Source organism: Streptomyces sp. NPDC085946 (assembly GCF_044540485.1).
GTDB lineage: Bacteria > Actinomycetota > Actinomycetes > Streptomycetales > Streptomycetaceae > Streptomyces.
In genome coordinates this window covers 1-20,453 of the sequence record NZ_JBITSF010000026.1, presented here as the reverse complement: position 1 = coordinate 20,453, position 20,453 = coordinate 1, and the positions used below count along the sequence as shown (strand labels likewise).

General features: G+C 73.8%; 15 protein-coding genes and 2 pseudogenes. 11 read left to right on the top strand and 6 right to left on the bottom strand.

What is annotated here, in order from left to right; genetic code table 11:
- Positions 1 to 130: 130 nt before the first annotated feature.
- A complete protein-coding gene (locus ACIF8T_RS34015) occupies positions 131 to 1,609 on the top strand; it encodes an MFS transporter (RefSeq protein ID WP_400040509.1) in 1,479 nt (492 codons plus the stop codon).
- Between the two features lie 7 nt (positions 1,610 to 1,616).
- Here ACIF8T_RS34015 and ACIF8T_RS34010 read toward each other — a convergent pair whose 3' ends face one another.
- On the bottom strand, positions 1,617 to 3,302 hold the full coding sequence (locus ACIF8T_RS34010; protein WP_400040507.1) for a hypothetical protein: 1,686 nt from the start codon (positions 3,300 to 3,302) through the stop codon (positions 1,617 to 1,619).
- Between the two features lie 239 nt (positions 3,303 to 3,541).
- Here ACIF8T_RS34010 and ACIF8T_RS34005 point away from each other — a divergent pair, with 239 nt between their 5' ends.
- Positions 3,542 to 4,366: an SAM-dependent methyltransferase gene (locus tag ACIF8T_RS34005; protein ID WP_400040505.1), complete on the top strand. Its 825-nt coding sequence runs from the start codon at positions 3,542 to 3,544 to the stop codon at positions 4,364 to 4,366.
- 81 nt (positions 4,367 to 4,447) lie between these two features.
- Here the strand turns inward: ACIF8T_RS34005 and ACIF8T_RS34000 are convergent, their stop codons facing one another.
- Together ACIF8T_RS34000 and ACIF8T_RS33995 are read right to left on the bottom strand one after the other, a co-directional pair.
- Complete coding sequence (locus ACIF8T_RS34000) at positions 4,448 to 5,365, bottom strand: helix-turn-helix domain-containing protein (RefSeq protein WP_400040503.1); 918 nt, start codon at positions 5,363 to 5,365, stop codon at positions 4,448 to 4,450.
- 133 nt (positions 5,366 to 5,498) lie between these two features.
- Entirely contained in the window at positions 5,499 to 5,729 is a 231-nt protein-coding gene (locus ACIF8T_RS33995) for a DUF397 domain-containing protein (RefSeq protein ID WP_400040501.1), read from the bottom strand.
- 206 nt (positions 5,730 to 5,935) lie between these two features.
- On the opposite strand from ACIF8T_RS33995, the gene ACIF8T_RS33990 reads away from it, so the two are divergent.
- From ACIF8T_RS33990 to ACIF8T_RS33965, 6 genes are all read left to right on the top strand, one after another.
- Positions 5,936 to 6,505, top strand: coding sequence for an ATP-binding protein (locus tag ACIF8T_RS33990; protein ID WP_400040500.1), 570 nt, complete (start codon positions 5,936 to 5,938; stop codon positions 6,503 to 6,505).
- Between the two features lie 27 nt (positions 6,506 to 6,532).
- Positions 6,533 to 7,078, top strand: a complete 546-nt coding sequence (locus ACIF8T_RS33985) for a hypothetical protein (protein ID WP_400040498.1) — start codon at positions 6,533 to 6,535, stop codon at positions 7,076 to 7,078.
- A 140-nt stretch (positions 7,079 to 7,218) separates the two neighbouring features.
- Positions 7,219 to 9,954, top strand: a complete 2,736-nt coding sequence (locus tag ACIF8T_RS33980) for a SpoIIE family protein phosphatase (protein ID WP_400040496.1) — start codon at positions 7,219 to 7,221, stop codon at positions 9,952 to 9,954.
- 157 nt (positions 9,955 to 10,111) lie between these two features.
- Entirely contained in the window at positions 10,112 to 11,476 is a 1,365-nt protein-coding gene (locus ACIF8T_RS33975) for an FAD-dependent oxidoreductase (protein ID WP_400040494.1), read from the top strand.
- A 405-nt stretch (positions 11,477 to 11,881) separates the two neighbouring features.
- On the top strand, positions 11,882 to 12,379 hold the full coding sequence (locus ACIF8T_RS33970; RefSeq protein WP_400040492.1) for a lamin tail domain-containing protein: 498 nt from the start codon (positions 11,882 to 11,884) through the stop codon (positions 12,377 to 12,379).
- Positions 12,380 to 12,538: 159 nt separating this feature from the next.
- Complete coding sequence (locus tag ACIF8T_RS33965; protein ID WP_400040490.1) at positions 12,539 to 13,405, top strand: universal stress protein; 867 nt, start codon at positions 12,539 to 12,541, stop codon at positions 13,403 to 13,405.
- Positions 13,406 to 13,430: 25 nt separating this feature from the next.
- Here the strand turns inward: ACIF8T_RS33965 and ACIF8T_RS33960 are convergent, their stop codons facing one another.
- Together ACIF8T_RS33960 and ACIF8T_RS33955 are read right to left on the bottom strand one after the other, a co-directional pair.
- The gene (locus ACIF8T_RS33960; protein ID WP_400040488.1) at positions 13,431 to 15,803 is read right to left on the bottom strand and encodes a glycoside hydrolase family 65 protein; all 2,373 of its coding nucleotides are present in this window, start codon (positions 15,801 to 15,803) and stop codon (positions 13,431 to 13,433) included.
- Positions 15,804 to 16,130: 327 nt separating this feature from the next.
- Entirely contained in the window at positions 16,131 to 17,012 is an 882-nt protein-coding gene (locus ACIF8T_RS33955) for a universal stress protein (protein ID WP_400040486.1), read from the bottom strand.
- Positions 17,013 to 17,419: 407 nt separating this feature from the next.
- Here ACIF8T_RS33955 and ACIF8T_RS33950 point away from each other — a divergent pair.
- The 3 genes and pseudogenes from ACIF8T_RS33950 to ACIF8T_RS33940 all read left to right on the top strand — a co-directional run.
- A pseudogene (locus tag ACIF8T_RS33950) lies at positions 17,420 to 17,860 on the top strand (PAS domain S-box protein); the annotation flags it as partial.
- 111 nt (positions 17,861 to 17,971) lie between these two features.
- Positions 17,972 to 18,622 (top strand): annotated as a pseudogene (locus tag ACIF8T_RS33945) (PAS domain S-box protein); the annotation flags it as partial.
- A gap of 106 nt (positions 18,623 to 18,728) precedes the next feature.
- Complete coding sequence (locus tag ACIF8T_RS33940; protein ID WP_400040484.1) at positions 18,729 to 19,400, top strand: SpoIIE family protein phosphatase; 672 nt, start codon at positions 18,729 to 18,731, stop codon at positions 19,398 to 19,400.
- 54 nt (positions 19,401 to 19,454) lie between these two features.
- Here the strand turns inward: ACIF8T_RS33940 and ACIF8T_RS33935 are convergent.
- A protein-coding gene (locus ACIF8T_RS33935) for an IS5 family transposase (protein ID WP_400040483.1) occupies positions 19,455 to 20,335 on the bottom strand; the annotation gives its coding sequence in 2 pieces (ribosomal slippage) (positions 19,455 to 19,958 and positions 19,961 to 20,335; 879 coding nt in all).
- Positions 20,336 to 20,453 lie beyond the last annotated feature (118 nt).

The following is a 20,453-nucleotide window of genomic DNA, read 5'->3' as shown; positions in this document are numbered from 1 at the left end:
TTGCACACGCCGCATATCCGCAAGCGCAGGCTATACGCGACCACATATGCATTCAACTTGCTTAAGTCAATCAATGCTTCCTATATTTGCCGCCTCACCCGCTCCCCGCGCCCTTGACGGAGGCCTCTTCATGTCCGACGCCGTTGTCCCGTCCCCCACGGCCGGGGGTCCCGCCCCGGCGAGGCCGGCCGCCGTGGTGGCGGTGCTGGCCCTCGCCGGCATCGTGGTGTCGCTGATGCAGACCCTGGTCATCCCGATCGTCCCGGAACTGCCCCGGCTGCTGGACGCCCCGGCCTCCGACGCCGCCTGGGCCGTGACCGCGACGCTGCTGGCGGCGGCGGTGGCCACCCCGGTCGTCGGCCGCCTCGGCGACATGGCCGGCAAGCGCCGCATGCTGCTGGCCAGCCTGGTACTGCTGGTGGCGGGCTCGGTGGTCTGCGCGCTGTCCGACTCCCTGGTCCCGATGATCGTCGGGCGGGTACTGCAGGGCCTGGCGGCCGCGGTGGTCCCGCTCGGCATCAGCATCATGCGCGACGAACTCCCGCCGGAGCGGCTCGCCGCCTCGACCGCCCTGATGAGCGCCTCCCTCGGAGTCGGCGGCGCCCTCGGCCTGCCCGCCGCCGCGTTCATCGCCGACCACTTCGACTGGCACGCGCTGTTCTGGACCTCCGCCGCCCTCGGCGTGGCCGCGCTCGGGCTGGTGGCCGCGCTGGTGCCGGAGTCGAAGGTGCGCACCGGCGGCCGTTTCGACCTCCTCGGCGCCCTCGGCCTGGCCGTCGCCCTGGTGACGCTGCTGCTGGCGATCTCCAAGGGGGCGGACTGGGGCTGGACGAGCACGGCCACCCTCGGCCTGTTCGCCGTCGCCGCGGTGGTGCTGCCCGCGTGGGGCCTGTTCGAACTGCGGACCCGGGAGCCGCTGGTGGACCTGCGGGCCACCGCCCGCCGCCAGGTGCTGGTCACCAACCTCGCCTCGGTGGCGTTCGGCTTCTCGATGTTCGCCATGTCCCTGGTGCTGCCGCAGCTGATCCAGCTGCCCGGGCAGACCGGCTACGGGCTCGGCAGGTCGATGCTGACGGTGGGCCTGGTGATGGCCCCGTCGGGGCTGGTGATGATGGCCATGGCCCCGGTGTCCGCCGCCCTCACCAAGGCCAGGGGCCCGAAGAGCACCCTCATGCTCGGCGCGCTGGTCGTGGCGGCCGGGTACGCGCTGAACATCGTCCTGATGTCGCAGCTGTGGCACCTGCTGCTGGTCTCCTGCGTCATCGGCGCCGGCATCGGCTTCGCCTACGGTGCGATGCCCGCCCTCATCATGGGTGCCGTCGACCCCTCGGAGACCGCCGCCGCGAACAGCCTCAACACGCTGATGCGGTCCATCGGCACCTCGGTCGCCAGCGCCGTCGCGGGCGTGGTCCTCGCCCAGATGACCACCTCCTCCGGCGGCTACGCGCTGCCCTCGGAGAACGGCTTCAAGGTCGTCATGGCCATCGGCGCCGGAGCCGCGCTCCTCGCCTTCGCCGTCGCGTCCTTCCTCCCGGCCCGGCGCGCCGCCGCCGGGCCGTCACCGGTCGCCGGGGAGCCGCACGAGCCCGCGCGGACCACCCGGGCGTAGCCGTCGGTCAGTGGCAGTGGCCGCCGTCCGGGCCGGCGGCCCCCGGCCCGACGTCCGTGCGGCAGAAGCAGGACGACCGCACCGGTACGTCGGCCAGCGCGGCGGCCAGCTTGAGCTGCTGGGCCACGAGGGCGGCCTCGCCGGTCCGGCCGGTCCTCGTCAGGCACTCGTGGAAGCCGTGCAGGGCCCAGACGTTGCCCGGGTGCTGGAGCGGACGGGGCAGGGTGTCGTCCAGGCCCAGGTCGGCGCGGTAGACCGCCTCGGCCTCCGCGATCCGGCCCTGTTCCAGCAACAGGGCGCCGTAGGCGTGCCGGGTGGGCTGCATCCAGCCCCAGGGTTCGTCGTAGGGCAGGTTGTCGTCGAGTTCGACGGACCTCTCCAGCGCGGCGAACGCGGCCTCGAAGTCGCCCTTGCGGTACTCCAGTTCACCGTCCAGCATGGCCGCCGCGACGGCGAGGATGTCCTGGCAGGTGTTGTTGAACAGCGTCCTCGTCCCGGGAACGCGCCGCACCGCCGCGCGGAAGAGCTCCCGCTCGGCCTCCGCCAGGCCGGTCCGGCCGGTCGCCGAGAAGGCCACCGCGCGGGCGTAGTGGAGCATGGCGGTGGTGACGCAGTACAGCTCCCGGTCGGCCGGGAACGGCAGGGCCTCGATGTCCGCCCAGCGGCCGAAGCGGATCAGGACGTGGACGCGCATGGCCAGGAAGCCTTCGAGCCAGTCCGCCATCGGCGGGCTCTGCACCCGCAGCAGCGCTCCGGGGACGGCGGCCTCCAGCTGCGCGGCGGTGTCCAGGGCGACCTGCGACTGGCCGAGGAACATGGCGCCGTAGATCTTGAAGTGCAGGTTGTGGGCCCGGTAGAGGGTGTAGAAGTTCATCGCGCCGGCCCGCTCCAGGAACTTCTCGTCGGCGGCGATCGCGTCGCTGTTGGCCGACACCACCCGGCGGTAGTCGCCGCACAGCACGTCGAGGTGCGAGGGCATGTGGTGGAGGTGGCCGGCGTCGGGCACGATCCCGCGCAGCCGGTCGGCGACCGCGAGCGCCGCCTCGGGGGTCGGGGACATCTCCATCAGGTGGATGTACAGGTGCAGGACGCCGGGGTGCCGGGCTCCGGCGTCCGTGTCCAGGGCCGCGTCCAGCACGGCCTTCGCCTCCGGCGTCCGGGCGCCGGCCGCGGGCTCTCCGGTGCGGAGGTCCCACAGCTGCCAGGGCGTGAGGTTCATCAGGGCGTCGGCGTAGAGCGTGGCGACGTCGGGGTCGCCGGGCGCGAGGTCGTGGACCGCGCGCATGCGGTCGGCGTAGGGCTCGTTCCAGACGGAGCAGTCCTCGACGGCCCGCGCCTGGGGGTAGCGGGCGCGCAGGGCGCCGATGAGGGCGCGCTCCACGTCCGTCGCCCCGGCCGACGCGGCGTGCGCCCGCTCGACCGCCCCGTGCGTGCGTTCGACCGTACGGGCCAGCTCCTCGCCGTCGAAGGAGTCCCACGGCTTGTTGTAGTTCGGGCCGAGCGCGTAGGCGATGCCCCAGTGCGCCATCGCGCAGCCGGGGTCGGCCTCGGCGGCCCTCTCGAAGCAGGCGACCGCCTCCTCGTGGTTGAAGGCGTACGTCCACATCAAGCCACGATCGAACCAGAGCTGGGCCGGTCCGGAGGTCGTCGTGACGGGACGGGTGTACGGGCCGAGGTCGTAGTAGTCGTCCATGCGGGATCTCCCGTCGTGACGAAAACACTGCAAAGGATGGTAAAGGCGAGGATAACGGCTGCGCGCGTCCCCTTCCGCCGCGGCGCGGTGCGCCCGGGGCCCCGCGCGCCGCGGGCGGCGGGCACGTCGTTCGTTGGTGGCCGGCTTCGCCACTGGGCTGGCAGCCCGCCGCCGGGGCTCCCTAGGATGTACTTCCCGTCAGGCCAGCCCAGTTGGCGCGGCACCACGCAGGGGGAACGATGCCCATAGAGAAGCAGCTGTCCACACAGATCGACGCCAACGTGCCGACGGCCGCGCGGATGTACGACTACTACCTGGGCGGCAAGGACAACTACGCGGCCGACCGGGCCGCGTGCGAGCAGCTCGACCGGGTCGTCCCCAGCACCCGGCGCCTGGCCCTGAACAACCGGCGCTTCCTGCAGCGGGTCGTCCGGACGCTGACGCGGGAGTACGGCATCCGGCAGTACCTCGACCACGGGTCCGGTCTGCCCACCCAGGACAACGTGCACCAGGTCGCCCAGGGCATCGACCCGAGCACCCACGTGGTGTACGTCGACAACGACCCGATGGTGCTGGTCCACGGACGCGCGCTGCTGGAGCAGGACGAGCGCACCGCCGTCATCCACGCGGACATGCGCCGGACCGACGAGATCTTCGACCACCCCGACACCAAGCGGCTGATCGACCTCGACGAGCCGGTGTGCGTGCTGTTCAACTCGGTCTTCCACTGCATCCCGGACAGCGACACCGACGGACCGCTGGCGGTGGCCGAGCGCGTCCGGGAGCGGCTCGCGCCCGGCAGCTTCATGGTGATGTGCCAGCTGGTCAGCGAGGACCCCGAGGTCCGGAAGTTCGTCACCGACTTCATGGACCAGGCGACCCAGGGCCACTGGGGGCGGGTCCGCGAGGAGAAGGACGTCGCCCGGCTGTTCGACGGTCTGGAGATCCTCGAACCGGGGCTCGTGGAGGTGTCCACCTGGCGTCCGGACAGCGAGGTGGCGCCCCGTCAGCTCTCCCAGGAGTGGATCGAGTTCGGCGGAGTGGGACGCGTTCCGCTGCAGTAGCGCCCGGCGCGGACGACGACGTGGAACGCCCCTCACCGGACCAGGAGGGGCGTTCCACGTCGTCGTCCACCGGGTGGTGACTCACTCCGGGTAGCGCTGCTCCATCGTCGTCCGGAGCAGCTCCAGCGTCTCGCGCGGTTTCAGGGCCTCGTCCGCGAGCCGGTCGAGCGCGATGCGGTACTCCTCCGTCTCGTCCCGGTCCTCCAGGAAGTTGGCGCTCCTGATGTGCTCCAGGTAGACCACGTCGGGCAGGTCGAGGCCGCCGAAGCGCAGGTAGGTGATCGGGATGGCCGGGGCCGACGCGTTCGTCACGCTCAGCGGCACGATCTGCACGGTGACGTTGGGGCGCTGGGCCATGTCGACCAGGTGCGCGAGCTGTTCGCGCATCACCTCGGCGCTGCCCAGGACCCGCAGCAGGACCGACTCGTCGAGCACCGCCCACAGCTGGGGAGCGTCCGGGCGCAGCAGCAACTGGGCCCTGCGGGTGCGTAGTTCCACCCGGCGGGCCACCTCGCCGGCGGACGCGTTGGGCAGTCCGCGCTCCACCACGGCACGGGTGTAGGCCGGGGTCTGCAGCAGACCCGGCACGTACTGGATCTCGAAGGTGCGGATGGTGGCGGCCGCCTCCTGCAGGCCGACCAGCCGGTCGAACCACTCGGGCATCAGCCGCTTGTCGTACCGCTGCCACCAGCCCGGCTCACCGGCCCGCTGCAGCAGCTTGAGCAGCACCGCGGACTCGTAGTCGTCGGTGCCGTACAGCTCCAGCAGGGCGCGGACGTCGCTCTCCGACGGCGGGCGGCGGCCTTTTCCGGACTCGATGCGGGACAGTTTGGCCGCGCTGAACCCGGCGGCACGCGCCGCCTGTTCCTGGGTGAGGCCGGCATCCTCGCGGAAGCCCGCCAACTGCACTCCGACCAGCATCTTGAGCAAGGTCGGAGCCGGCTCGGGCCTGTCCAGATAGGGTTCCAGGCGGGAGATGCGATGCGACGCGGCGGACATCCAGGCTCCCAGTAAACCGGCACAAGGACGGCTAACACTATCGCACGCCACCGGGCCGCACCGCACCTGCCCGCGCATGTCCTACGGGACTACGGAAGTGGGCAGTTGGGCTCCGCTTGCTCCGCGGGCCGTCTCACAGCAGGTGGTCGAACTCGCCGTCCTTGGCCCCCGCCAGGAACGCCGCCACCTCCGCCTCCGTGTAGACGAGCGCGGGCCCGTCGGGGTCACGGGAGTTGCGCATCGCGACGCCCCCTTCCGGGAGGGCGGCGACTTCGACGCAGTTCCCCTCGGCGTTGCTGTGCCGGCTCTTGATCCAGCGGGCGTCCAACGCGCTCGCCCGTACTCCGTTCCGCACTGGTGGCACCGCAGCCTCCTCGTCGTACCTGTGTCCCACCCGCGTGCCGCGCCCCGCCGGACGGCCGGGGTGTCCGTCCGCCGGACGTACGCACCTCGGCCAAACTTCGCGCAATTTCTTGTGCAATTGCACGCGGACGTCGTCAGCGTGGATACTAGCCGTGGCGTCAACCCCCGTGCTGACGCCGCGTCCTGACGTCGCATCGGGGAGATGACGTGTCATCACCTGCGCCTCATGTGCTCCGGCCGCCGAGTGGGGCCGCGGCGTACGCGGTCGGCCCCGCGGCCGGCGCCGACCGGTCCGGCAGGCTTGCGCGCGGCTCGTACACGGCCGCGTACGCGGAGCCGTCCCCGACGCCGCAGGCACCGGGCGTCACGTCCGCCCGCGCCGTGCTGAGCGTCGAGTGCAGCCGGGCCGGGTTCGCCCGGGTCCGGTCCTTCACGCGGGACACGCTGCACGCCTGGTCCCTGGACCACCACCGCGACGACGCCACCCTGGTGATCACCGAACTCGCCGCCAACGCCGCGACCCACGCGGCGCCGGGGAGCGCCGGTGCGCCGCAGATCCGGCTGGGGCTGAGTCTGCACCCCCTGCACCTGCTGCTCGCCGTCTCCGACCCCGACGACAACCCGCCCGTGCACACCCCCGCCGCCTGCTCCGACCTCCTGGAGCACGGCCGGGGCCTCGGCATCGTCGACGCCCTGTCCGAGGCGTGGGGCTGGACCCCCGCCCCGCCGGCGGGCAAGACGGTCTGGGCCCGGTTGTCGACCTGCCCACCCACCTGACACGACTGCCGCGGAAAGGCCCCCGCCATGCGCAGCGCTTCGACACAGCAGCCGGGCAGCGCGCGTCCCGAGCGCGCCGAGCCACCCACGGGCGTGGCCCGGACCATGCCGCTGATGGCCCTGGACCGTGTGCCCTGGCGCGACATCCAGGACTCCACCGGCTGCGCGGCGGCCATCCCCCTGCTGCTCAACGGCATCGCCTGGGGCGACGCCGACACCGCCCGGGCCGCCCTGGACGACCTGCGGAAACGGATCTGCCAGTTCGGGTTCGTCGTGGAGCAGGCGACCGCCGCCACGGTCCCCTTCCTGTGGGAGCTGGCACGGCTCCCCCACGTGACGTGCCGGCCCCAGATCATCCGGTTGCTCAAGAACATCGCCGACGCCCGGCAGTGGGAGACCACCGCGTCCGCCTATCCGAAGCTGCTCAACCGGCGTGAGAACCCCGTCGTGTGGGAGCGCGCGGCGCGGCAGGCGGTGCGGGCGCGGCGCGGTGAGCTGAAGCGGCTGATGGCCGACGAGGACACCGAGATCGCCCGCGCCACGACGGAGCTGGCCCGTTCCCTGAGCGAGTGAGGACCGGGTGAGGCCGCCCCCGCGGGGCGGCGCGGGGCTCGTGGACCGCGGTGGCGCGCGGCGCGGCGGAAGCGTGCGGACGGTCCGTCGCCCCAGGTGACGCCCTCGCCTCCGGGGGCCCGGCAGTGTAGACATGGCACATGGTCCGACTCTTGGGTCGATCCGGGACTCGGGCGCCCCTGCGGCCCGGCGGACGGCCGTCCGCACGCCGGCGGCGCACGGACGGCCCCGCGCGGTGGCGACCGACGGCGGGGCTGCGGTCGGTGCTGAGCGGACGCAGCGTCGCCGGACAGGTGTTCCTGCTGATCGTCGTGATCGTGCTGCTGCTGGTGGTGGCCGCCGTGGTGGCGCTGGTGCTCCAGGTGCGCCACGACACCACGCGCGAGGCCCGCAACCGTTCGCTCGCCGTCGCGCAGACCTTCGCCAACGCCCCGGGCACCCCGGAGGCGCTGGACAGCCCCGACCCGACGGCCGTGCTCCAGCCGCGCGCCGAGGCGGCCCGCGAGCTGTCGCGCGTCGACTTCGTCGTCGTCATGAACACCGACGGCATCCGCTACACCCATCCCAAACCCGACCGCATCGGGAAGAAGTTCGTCGGCACCGTGGAGCCCGCGCTGGCCGGGGAGCCCGTCGTGGAGGAGATCACGGGGACCATCGGCCGCCTGGTGCAGGCGGTGGTCCCGGTGCGGGGTCCCGACGGCGAGGTGGTGGGCCTGGTGTCGGCGGGCATCACCACCGAGAACGTCGGCGGGGCGGCGGACCGGCAGATGCCGCTCGTGTTCGGCGCCGCGGGGGCCGCGCTCGTCCTCGCCACCGGGGGCGCCGCGCTCGTCAGCAGACGGCTGCTGCGCCAGACCCACGGGCTGGGCCCGCACGAGATGACCCGGATGTACGAGCACCACGACGCCGTGCTGCACGCCGTCCGGGAGGGCGTGATCATCCTCGACGACGACGGGACCCTGCTGCTCGCCAACGACGAGGCGCACCGCCTGCTCGGCCTGCCCGCCGACGCCGAGGGGCGCCCGGTGTCCGGCCTCGGCCTCGACCCGGGCACCGCCGGCCTGCTCGCCTCCGGGCGCGTCGCCACGGACGAGGTGCACCGGGTCGGCGGCCGGCTGCTGGCCATCAACCAGCGGCCCACGGACCGGGCCGGAGGCCCGCCCGGCAGCGTGGCGACGCTGCGCGACTCGACCGAGCTGCGCGCCCTGTCCGGCCGCGCCGAGGCGGCGCGCGAGCGGCTGAACATGCTGTACGACGCGGGCGTGGGCATCGGCACCAGCCTGGACGTGACCCGGACCGCCGAGGAGCTGGCCGAGCTCGCCGTGCCCCGGTTCGCGGACTTCTGCACCGTGGACCTGTTCGACGCGGTGCTCGGCGGCGGGCAGCCGGACGCGGCGGCCGCGCTGCGCCGCACGGCGGCGAGCGGCATCCGCAAGGACGCCCCGCTGTATCCGGTGGGCGAGCGGATCCGCTTCGTCGGCACCTCCCCGCAGGGCCGCAGCCTCACCGAGGGCCGCCCCCTCCTCGAACCGCGGCTGGAGCGGGCCCCCGGCTGGCAGGCCCAGGACCTCGAACGGTCCGCGCAGGTGGTGGAGTACGGCATCCACTCCCTGATCACCGTGCCGCTGCGGGCCGGTGCCCTGGTGCTGGGCGTGGTCAGCTTCTGGCGCTCCGAGAAACCCGACCCCTTCGACAGGGAGGAGCTGGCGCTCGCGGAGGAGCTGGTCGCCCGGGCCGCCGTCTCCATCGACAACGCGCGCCGCTACACCCGCGAGCACAGCATGGCGGTGACGCTCCAGCGCAGCCTGCTGCCGCGCACCCTGCCCGAGCAGGGCGCCCTGGACATCGCCTACCGCTACCTGCCCGCGCAGGCCGGGGTCGGCGGCGACTGGTTCGACGTGCTGCCGCTGTCCGGGGCCCGGGTCGCCCTGGTGGTCGGGGACGTCGTCGGGCACGGGCTGCACGCCGCCGCCACGATGGGGCGGCTGCGCACCGCGGTGCACAACTTCTCGGCGCTCGACCTGCCGCCCGACGAGCTGCTCACCCTGCTCGACGAGCTGGTCAGCCGCATCGACCAGGACGAGACCGAGGAGGACGACACCGCCCCGGTCACCGGCGCGACCTGCCTGTACGCCGTCTACGACCCGGTCTCGGGGCGCTGCACCGTCGCGCGCGCCGGCCATCCCCCGCCGGCCGTGATCCGGCCCGACGGCGACGTGGTGTTCCCGGACGTGCCCGCCGGTCCCCCGCTGGGGCTGGGCGGTCTGCCGTTCGAGACGGCGGAGCTGGACCTGGCGGCGGGCAGCCGGCTCGTGCTGTACACCGACGGGCTGGTCGAGGACCGGCAGCGGGACATCGACGTCGGTCTGGAGCTGCTGCGCGAGGCGCTGTCCCGGGCCGGCGACTCCCCGGAGGACACCTGCCGGGCCGTGCTGGAGGCCCGGCGTCCGGCCCGGGCGAGCGACGACATCGCGCTGATCGTCGCCCGCACCCGGGGCCTGGCCGGCGACCGGGTGGCCGAGTGGCCGGTGCCGTCCGACCCGGCGGCCGTCGCCGAGGTGCGCGCCCGGGTCACCCGGAAGCTGGCCGAGTGGGGCCTGGAGGAGCTGGCGTTCACCACGGAGCTGATCCTGAGCGAGCTGGTCACCAACGCGATCCGGTACGGCGGCGGCCCGATCCACGTGCGCGTGCTGCGGGACCGCCACCTGATCTGCGAGGTCTTCGACAGCAGCAGCACCTCGCCGCACCTGCGGTACGCGGCGATGACCGACGAGGGCGGCCGGGGCCTGTTCCTCGTCGCCCGGCTCGCCGAGCGCTGGGGCACCCGGTACGTCCCCGGCGGGAAGGTCATCTGGGCCGAGCAGCCGCTGCCGTGAGCGGCGGGACGGCCGGCACAGGGGGCATAAGCGGGAGCGAGGAGTAGGCATAAGATGGGCTTATGAGCTCATAGAGCGGACCCGCGTACCAGGTAAGGCATGCCTTAGCTTAGGCTTCCCGGAGAGATCACTGTCCTCGCTCGAAGGGAACCTGACCATGCCCCGCCCCCTGCGGGTAGCCATCGTCGGATCCGGCCCCGCCGGGATCTACGCGGCCGACGCCCTGCTCAAGTCCGAGGTGGCCGCCGAACCCGGCGTGTCCATCGACATCTTCGAGCGCATGCCGGCGCCGTTCGGGCTGATCCGGTACGGCGTCGCCCCCGACCACCCGCGGATCAAGGGCATCATCACGGCCCTGCACCAGGTACTGGACAAGCCCCAGATCCGGCTGTTCGGCAACGTGGACTACGGCACCGACATCAGCCTGGACGACCTGCGGGCCTTCTACGACGCCGTGATCTTCGCCACGGGCGCGACGGCCGACCGGGCGCTGCCCGTCCCGGGCATCGACCTCGACGGCTCCTACGGCGCCGCCGACTTCGTCTCCTGGTACGACGGGCACCCGGACGTGCCGCGCACCTGGCCGCTGGAGGCGGAGAAGGTCGCCGTGCTGGGCGTCGGCAACGTGGCGCTCGACGTCGCCCGCATCCTGGCCAAGACGGCCGACGAGCTGCTGCCGACGGAGATCCCGGCCAACGTCTACGAGGGTCTGAAGGCCAACCGCGCCAAGGAGATCCACGTCTTCGGCCGCCGGGGTCCGGCGCAGGCGAAGTTCAGCCCGATGGAGCTGCGGGAGCTCGACCACTCCCCGAACATCGAGGTCATCGTCGACCCGGAGGACATCGACTACGACGAGGGCTCGATCGCGACCCGGCGCGGCAACAAGCAGGCCGACATGGTCGCCAAGACGCTGGAGAACTGGGCGATCCGCGACGTCGGCGACCGCCCGCACAAGCTCTTCCTGCACTTCTTCGAGTCGCCGGTGGAGATCCTCGGCGAGGACGGCAAGGTCGTCGGCCTGCGCACCGAGCGCACCGAGCTCGACGGCACCGGCAACGTCAGGGGCACCGGCACCTTCAAGGACTGGGACGTCACGGCGGTGTACCGCGCCGTGGGCTACCTGTCCGACAAGCTCCCCAAGCTGCCCTGGGACATCGACTCGGGCACCGTCCCGGACGAGGGCGGCCGGGTCATCGGCGAGACCGGCGAGCACGTGCAGTCCACGTACGTCACCGGCTGGATCCGCCGCGGCCCCGTGGGGCTGATCGGCCACACCAAGGGCGACGCCAACGAGACGGTGGCGAACCTGCTGGACGACTTCGCGAGCGGCCGCCTCCACACGCCCGCCACGCCGGACCGCGAGGCCGTGGACGCGTTCCTCGCCGAGCGCGGGATCCGCTTCACCACCTGGGAGGGCTGGTACAAGCTGGACGCCGCCGAGAAGGCGCTGGGCGAGCCGCAGGGCCGTGAGCGCGTGAAGATCGTCGAGCGTGAGGACATGCTGAAGGCGAGCGGTGCCTGAGGCACCGCGCGGCTGACGCCTCGCGGTGGCCGGCGCTCCGCCCGGTGAAGCCGGGCGGGGCGCGGGGCCGCGCGGAGAGGGGTCCGGGAGCGGTGCTCCCGGACCCGCCCCCCCCCCCCCCGCCGCCCCCCCCCCCCGGGCCCCCCCCCCCCCGGGGGCGGCCGGGGGGGGGGGGCGGGGCCCGCGGGGGGGGGGGCGGGGGCGCGGCCCCCCCCCACCCCTCTTCCGTCGGGTGCGGGACCGTCCGGTCCGGTACGGCGCGGCAGGCCACGGCGGCGGGCCGGGCCCGGGCGGCCGACTTCGGGGAAGCGCTCATGACGGCCCGGCGCATTGTGTACGATCACGGTTCTTCACCGGAACACCACGTGGTCGTCACCGAACGGCCACGCAGGGGGGATGACTTCCATGCGCATACGCCTCGCCGTTTCCGCCACCGTCGCCACCGCGGGGGCCCTGGCCGTCCTGACGGCCGCGCCGGCCCAGGCCGCCGAGTACGACTCCGCGCTGAAGGTGCGCGGCATCCAGTACGACGCGCCCGGACGGGACTCCAACAGCTGCTCGACGGGCAACACCGACGAGGAGTACCTGACGATCGAGAACTACTCGTCGTCGACGACGGTGAACCTCAAGGGCTACGTGGTCAAGGACGCCGCGGGCAACCGGTTCGCCTTCACCGCCACCCACTACCTGCAGCCCGGCGACCACGTGAAGCTGCGCGGCGGCCACGGCACCGACTCCGACGGCTCCAACGTCGTCTACCGCGACAACTGCAACTTCCTGTGGAACAACGACAGGGACACCATCTACCTGTACAAGCCCTCCGGCAGCCGCGCCGACGTGCACTCCTACACCAAGAGCGGTTCCGACCCGGACGGCAACGGCTACATCACGTACCACGGCTGACCGCCCCCGGCGCAGGGCCGGTCGGCTCCCGGCGGGGACGCACGGGCGGACCTTCGGCCCTTCCCCCCGCTCCGCGCGGCGGCCATGCTGGGCGGTGAGGCAGGTGGGGGACGAGGCGGGACGGTCCCCGGGCCGTCGTGCCGGTATCGGAGGTGTGCCATGACCGGCCCGGTCGTCGTCGGACTCGACGGTTCCCCCACCAGTTCCACCGCCCTGTGGTGGGCCGCCCGCGAGGCAGCGGACAGGAACCTGCCCCTGCTGCTGCTCCACTCGTGGACCAGCCGGCCGCTCGACGTGCCCCTCGCCCAGCGGACGGCCGAGGGCAGGCGGCTCCACGGGGAGCAGGTGCTGCGGCGGGCCGAGGCCGAGCTGCTGGACCGCCGTCCCGGGCTGACCGTGGCCACGGACCTGACGGCGGCGCCCGCCGAGCAGGCGCTGCTGGACCACAGCCGCGACGCGGCCCTGCTCGTGCTCGGCTCGCGGGCCTACGACTCTGTCGCCAGCTTCCTGCTCGGCTCCATCAGCCTGCACGTCCTGGGCCTCGCCCGCTGCCCGGCCGTCACCGTGCGCGCCGGTGATCCGTGCGTCCAGGAGGGTCCGGGCCGTCCGGCGGCGTGCCGGGACGAGATCGTGGTGGGCGTACAGGAGCCGGTCCCGGACTCCGGGCAGCTGCTGGAGTTCGCCTTCACCACCGCCGCCGAGGACGGCACCCCGGTGCGGGTGGTGCGGGCCCTGCCGCACGCCGCGCCGACGGCCGCCGGCGAGGATGGGGGCGAGGCGGAGGAGCGGACGCTGCTCGCCGCCGCGCTGGCGCCCTGGCGGGAGAAGTTCCCCGAGGTGCCCGTGGTGGCCGACGCCGCCGTGGGACCGGCCGCGCGGGTGCTGCTGTCCGCCTCCGCGCGCAGCCGGCTCACCGTGGTGGGACGCCGCCGCCTGACGTCGCGGCTCACCTGGAAGCTCGGGCCCGTCGCCCACGCCGCCCTGCACCACCTGCCGTGCCCGGTCGCGGTCGTCCCGCACGACTGAGCCGCGTGCCGCGCGGTGGCGGCCGTCAGTACTCCGGGAGCACCAGCCGTCCCGTCTCCCCGGGCTGGAGGCAGACCGAGCGGTCCGGGAGCCGCACCTCCATGGGCGCGCCGTCGGGGGACGGCACGGCGATCTCCAGCCGGCCGCGCTCCAGCCGCAGCCGGACGCCCCAGTTGCCCTGGTAGCGCAGGGAGAAGCCGTAGGAGGACAGCTCGGGCAGCGGGACCGGGTCGAGCCACAGCGCCCCGTCGCGGGTCTCCAGGCCGGTCAGGCCGCGCTGCACGAGGTCGAGGGTGCCGGCCATGGCGCCCAGGTGGATGCCCTCGCCGGTGGTACCGCCCTGCACGTCGGCGATGTCGCCCTGCAGGGCCTCCTGGCAGAACTTCCACGCCTCGGCGCGCCGCGCCCGGGCCAGCACCCAGCCATGCACCAGGCCGCTGAGGGTGGAGCCGTGGCTGGTGCGGTGCAGGTAGTAGTCGACGGTGCGCTGCCAGGTCTCCTCCTCCAGCCGCAGGCCCAGCCGGTGGAAGAGGGCGCGCAGTTCGACCGGGGAGAAGAGGTAGCCGAGCATCAGGACGTCGGCCTGCTTGGAGGCCTGGTAGCGGTTGACGGTGTCGCCCTCCGCCTCCAGGATCCGGTCCAGGCGGCGGATGTCGCCGTACCGCTGCCGGTAGCCGTCCCAGTCGAGTTCGGCGAGGTCGCCGAAGCCCTCGAACTGGCTGATGACGCCGTCGTGGAAGGGGACGTGCAGCGTGCGCGAGACGTCCTCCCACTGTTCGAGTTCGCCCGCGTCCAGGCCGGTGCGCTCGGCGAGTTCGCGGCGGCGCGGCTCGGGCAGGCTCCGCAGCACGTCCAGGGTGTGGCCGAGCACCCAGGCGGCGGTGACGTTGGTGTACGCGTTGTCGTCGAGGCCGGGCTCGGCGGCGCCCGGGTAGAACTCGTGGTACTCGTCCGGGCCGACCACCCCCCGGATGCGGTGCCGCCCCAGCCGCTCGTCCCAGGCGGCCGCGTCCGCCCAGAAACGGGCGACCTGCAGCAGCATCTCGGCGCCCTTGGTGTGCAGGAACTCGGCGTCCCCGCTGGCCTCGCAGTACTGCCACACGTTGTACGCGATCGCCGACCCGACGTGGTACTGGAGGTGGGAGTGGTCCGGCAGCCAGCGGCCCGAGCGCGGGTTGAGGTGCAGCTGCTGGGTCTCCTCGCGGCCGTCGCTGCCGCTCTGCCAGGGGTACATGGCGCCCTGGCGGCCCGCGTCCCGGGCGGCGGTGCAGGCGCGCTCCAGGCGCCGGTGCCGGTAGTGCAGCAGGGCGCGGGAGACCTCGGGGAAGTGCAGGTTGAGGTAGGGCAGGACGAACAGCTCGTCCCAGAAGATGTGGCCGCGGTAGGCCTCGCCGTGCAGTCCGCGGGCCGGGACCCCCACGTCGAGGTCGGCGGTGTGCGGGGAGAGGGTCTGCAGGACGTGGAAGAGGTGCAGCCGCAGGATGTCGCCCGCCTCGCCGGGCACGTCGAGCTCCGCGCGGCGCCACAGCTGGTCCCAGGCGGTCAGGTGCGACTCCAGCAGGGCGTCGAAGCCGGGCGCCCGGCGCACCCGGTCCAGGGCGGCGTGCAGCGGGTCGCTGATCGCCGGGTCGCGGGAGGTGTGCAGGGCGACGGTCTTGTCGACGGTGACGGTGCGGCCGGGCGCGAGGTCCAGGCGCGTGCGCTGGACGGCGCGCGGGCGCTCGTGCCGGGCGGTGGCGGGCGCCCCGGCGGTGAGGCGGGCCGCCAGGCCGATCCGGATGTCGGAGGTACGGGTGCGACAGCGCATCCACACCGTGTCGGGGGAGGCGGTCCCGGAGTGCACGTGGGTCAGGTGCCGGCCGTCCAGCTCCCGGTAGCGCGGCACACCGGCGTTGGTCACCCCGCCGTCGAGCGCCGCCTCCACGTCGAGCGGGCCGACGGGGCCCTCGGCGGTGAACTCGGTGCGCAGGGCGGCCAGATGGGGGTCGGCCATGTGCACGAGCCGGATCTGCCGCACCGCGAGGACCCGCCCCTCCCCGAGGCCGTACCTGCTCCGGCGCTCCAGCAGGCCGGACAACAGGTGCAGGGTCTCGGTGTGGTCGAGCACCGGCGCGGTGTCGGGGGCGAGCCAGGGGCCGCCGGGGACGCGGAAGCGCAGCGGCAGCCAGTTGGGCAGGTTGACCATGTCCTCGTTCTCGACCCGCCGGCCGGCCACCTCCGAGACGAGCCGGTTGTAGCAGCCCGCCACGTACGTGCCCGGGTAGTGCACGTCGTCCGCGGTGCACTCGGCGAGCGCTCCCCGGGTGGCGAGGTAGCCGTTGCCGAGCGTGCACAGCGATTCCCTCAGGCGCGCGTCGGCGGGGTCGTAGCCCTCGTACACCCATGTCCAGCCCGTCACCTCGACGCTCCTTACGCGGGCAGCTGTCCGGGATCCCGTACGGCGATGTCGGCGCCGTTCCCGCCCGGCGGCCGCATCCGGGCCGCCACGCCTCCGTCCACGAGCACGTCGACCTGGTCCGCTCCCCCGGCCCGGGCCGGTACCTCCCGTGCGCGGCGGGACGCGGACGCGTCGCACGGGGTACCCCTGCGCGGCCCCGGACACACACCGGTCGAGGGGGCGGGGGCCGGTGCGGCCGTCGGGGGTCCGCGGCGCGAGCCGGGAGCCGGGGCCGGTGCGCCCGCGCCGCTAGGCGGACGGCCGGGGCCGGTGCGTCCGCGCCGCGGGTCAGGGCTGGTGCGGCACGAGCGCCACCGGGCAGTCCGCGTGGTGCAACAGGGTGTGGCCGACCCGGCCCAGTCGCAGGCCGGTGCGGCCGGTCCGGCTCCGTGCCCCCACGATCACGAGGTCGGCCGCGGCCGACCGGTGCACCAGCACCTTGCGGGCCGGCCCCTCCACGGTCGTCCGGTGCACCCGGACGTCCGGGTGGGCGGCCACGGCGTCCGCGAGCAGGGCGTCGAGCAGTTCGGACGCCCGTTCCTCGTGGTGCCGCCCCAGGGCGCCGGCGAGCGGGGAGGAGCCGGTGGCCCCGGGCGCGGGACGCCAGGCGCGGACGACGTCCAGGACGCAGCCGCGCGCCACGGCCTCGCGGAAGGCGAACCGCACGGCCCGCTCACCGGTCGCGGGCTCGCCCGCGCCGAGCAGGATCCGCTCGTGGGCGCCCGTCAGGCCGGCCCGGTCCCCCCGGACGACGACGACCGGGCAGGGCGCCCGGGCCGCCACGGCCAGGCTCACCGAGCCCGGCAGCAGGCCCGTCAGCCCGCCGCGGCCCCGGGCCCCGGTGATCAGGGCGGAGGCGTCGCGGCCCGCCGCCACCAGCGCGGACACCGGCTCGTCGGCGACCACCTCGGCCAGGACCCGCACCGTGGGACCGCGCCGCCGAGCGCGTTCCGCCGCGGAGCCGACGACGTGGTCCGCCAGGGCCTTCCCGGCCGGACGGCCGGCGCCGGCGGATGGCACGTCCTCCTCGTGGCGCTCCGCGAGGGAGGCGTACAGCAGGCGCAGCGGCAGGCCGTGCCGGGCGGCCTCGTCCACCGCCCAGTCGACCGCCAGGTCACTGCTGTCGGATCCGTCGACACCCACGACCAGGGGCAGCTCCACCGTCCCCACCGCCTTCCGCCGCGCCGCACGGGCGTGCGGCGCCGGGCACACCCTCAGCGTCGCACCGGCGGCCGGGCGGCGGCAGGGGCGGTGCGGCCGTCCGGGGCGGTCACCGCCGCCGGCCGGGGCCCGGCCGGCCCTGGCGGGTCCGGTGGCGATGTGCTCTGCTGGAGGCGGCGGGAAGGACCCGTACGGACGCGGGGAAGCGGCCGGCGGCCGCGCACCGCGCGATCAGGATCCGCGAGAAGCGGATGGGGCCCTTCCCGCTTCGCCGCGCCCGTTGCCCGTTCCGCCCGTTCCCGGGTCCCTCGGACGGCCGTCCCCGGTCGGAGACGGGCAGGTTCGGGCATCCCCGGTCAGTAGGCGACATGCCGGGGCGCGGGCGGGCCCGCTGCGTTGTGATGGCCTGATTCGTCATGCGGAGCAGGGCAGGGGTACGTATGGGCAAGGTCGTCGTGGCCTCGGCGTCGCCGTCGGTGCCGGTCGCCGGCCGGGAGCGGTGCGGCTGTGGCACCGCGGTGCGGGCGAGCGGGCCCGCCGGCGCCGAGGAGCGGTTCCGGGGGCTGCTGGAGGCGGCGCCGGACGCCATGGTCATCGTCGACGACACCGGGACCATCAAACTCGTCAACGCCCAGACCGAGGCGCTCTTCGGCCATTCCCGCGACGACCTGCTCGGCCGTCCGGTCGAGCTGCTGATGCCGCACCGCTTCCACGCCCAGCACACCCGGCACCGCGAGGGCTACGCCGCCAACCGCCAGGTGCGCCCGATGGGTGCCGGGCTGGAACTGCGCGGGCTGCGCAGGGACGGCACCGAGTTCCCCGTCGAGATCAGCCTCAGCCCGCTGGAGACGCCCGACGGCCTGCTCGTGTCGGCCGCGGTGCGCGACGTCAGCGAGCGCAAGGCCGCCGAGGCCCGCATCAACGAACTCGCCGCGCTGGTGGAGTCCTCCCAGGACGCCATCCTGGCCATGACCCTCGACGGATACGTCACCTACTGGAACGCGGCGGCGCAGCGCCTGTACGGGTTCCGGGCCGAGGAGGCCATCGGCCGGCACGTGTCCCTGCTGGCCCCGCCCGAGTCGGACGACGAGATCGGCGCCCTGCTGGACCGGCTGCGCGACGGCCGGAAGGTGGAGCACTTCGAGACGCTGCGGGTGACGAGGACCGGCCGGCTGGTGGACGTCGACGTCACGCTCTGGCCGACCCGGGACACCGGCGGCACGGTCGTCGGCGCGTGCGCCATCGTCCGCGACATCGGCGACCGCAAGCGCGCCGAGGCCCAGCTGACCGCCCTGTACGAGCAGCAGCGGCACATCGCCCTCACCCTGCAGCGCAGTCTGATGGGGACGCCGCCCGCCCTCCCCGGGCTGGACACCGCCAGCCGCTACCGGCCCGCCACCCAGGGCGCCGGCGTGGGCGGCGACTGGTTCGACCTCGTCCCGCTGGGCGCCGGACGGGTCGGCGTGCTGATCGGCGACGTCATGGGCCGCGGTCTGGAAGCCGCCGCCGTCATGGGCCAGTTGCGCTCCGCCGCGCACGCGCTCGCCAAGACCGGCATGCCGCCGCACCGGCTGATGCAGGCCCTGGACGCCTGCGTCGCCGACCTCGACGTCCCCGACCAGCTCGTCACCTGCTGCTACCTCGTCATCGCGCCGGACAACCGGCACCGTCACCGTCTGCTCGGCGGGCCACCTGCCGACCCTGGTCGCCGGTCCCGACGGCGCGGTGCGCACGCTGCCGGCGCCGGTCAACGCGCCCCTCGGCGTGGGCGACGTCCTGTACGAGCAGTCCACGACGGACATCCCGCCCGGTTCCACCCTCGTGCTGTACACGGACGGCCTGGTCGAGACGCCCGGCAGCGACATAGAACTGCGCATCCGCGAACTCACCGGGGTGCTCGACGCGTTCTTCGCCGGCGGTGCCTGTCTGGAGTCCGCCGCCGACCACGTCCTGACGAGCCTGCTGCCGGACGCGGAGAGCCACAACGACGACGTCACCCTCCTGCTGGCCCAGCTCCCGGCCGCGCCGCTGGCCGCCCTCGCCGTGGAACTGCCCGCCGTCCCGTCCTCCGTGCGCGAGGGCCGGGCCTTCCTCGCCGAGGCGCTCGCCGCCTGGGAGTGCACGGCGCGCGCCGACGACGCGCTCCTGCTGCTGTCCGAGGTCCTCACCAACGCCGTCCAGCACGCGGCGGGCCCCGTCGGGGTGCACCTGCGCCGCACCGCCACCGACCTCACCGTGGAGGTCAGCGACCACAGCCCCCACCTGCCCCGGCCGCGCCTCGCCGCCGAGGACGAGGACTCCGGCCGCGGCCTGCTCCTCGTCCGCTCCCTCGCCGGCAGCTGGGGCGTGCGCCCCACGGACGACGGCAAGGCGACCTGGTTCACGCTCGGCCTGTGAGGTCCGGGAGGCCCGGGGGCGTCCGTGAGCGGCCGGACGCGCTAGGGTCCGTCTTCAAACGGATCTTGCCCAGAGCAGGAGCGACGCGAAACTGACCGCTGCCTCGTATGAGGTGGCGGTCTTGTCGTATCGGGTCGCGATCCCGCGGAAGCCTTTGAGCCGGTTGAAGCAGCGCTCGATGGTGTTGCGGCGGCGGTAGGCCTCCCGGTCGAACCCGGGTGGCCTGCCGCCGCGGCGGCCGCGGTTCAGCCGATGGCGCTGCTGGTCGGCCTTCTCCGGGATGGTGTGCGCGATACCGCGTTTGCGCAGGTAGGCGCGGAGGCCGCGAGAGCTGTAGGCCTTGTCGGCGATGATCTGGTCGGATCTGCAGCGAGGTCGGCCAGGGCCGGTGCGCGGGACGTGGCTGCGTTCGAGGAGGGGGCGTGCGCAGATGCTGTCGTGGCGTTGGCCGGGTGTCAGCAGGATGGCGAGGGGGTGGCCGCGGCCGTCGCAGGCAAGGCGGATCTTGGTGGTCAGTCCGCCTCGGGATCGACCGAGGGCGTGATCATCCGGTTCGTCCGGCCCTTGAGTCCCCCTTTTCGGCCCGTGGCGGCGGCGTGCTGGTGGGCGCGGACGATGGTGGAGTCGATCCGCACCAGCCGGTCGATGTCCCCGGCGGCGTCCGCCCGGGCCTGGATCTGCCGCAGGGCCCGGGTGAACACGCCGTCAAGGGCGTAGCGGCGGAAGCGGGTGTAGACCGTCTGCCACGGCCCGTAGCGTTCCGGCAGGTCACGCCAGGAGATCCCGGTGCGGATCTTGCAGACCATCCCGTTGACGACCTGCCGGTCCTCCACACGCGGCCGGCCCGTCGCGGCCCTCGGTATCAGCGGAGCGAGCAACTCCCAATCCTGATCGGTGAGTTCATGACGACGTACCACGACACCATGATCCACCATCCGATGATCTTTGAAGACGGACCCTAGTAGTGCTTCGTTAGGTCTTTTCGTTGATGCTGATCAAGAGCATGTTGGCTGTGTGGATGCGTATGAAGTGAACCGATTACGGGCGGCGTTG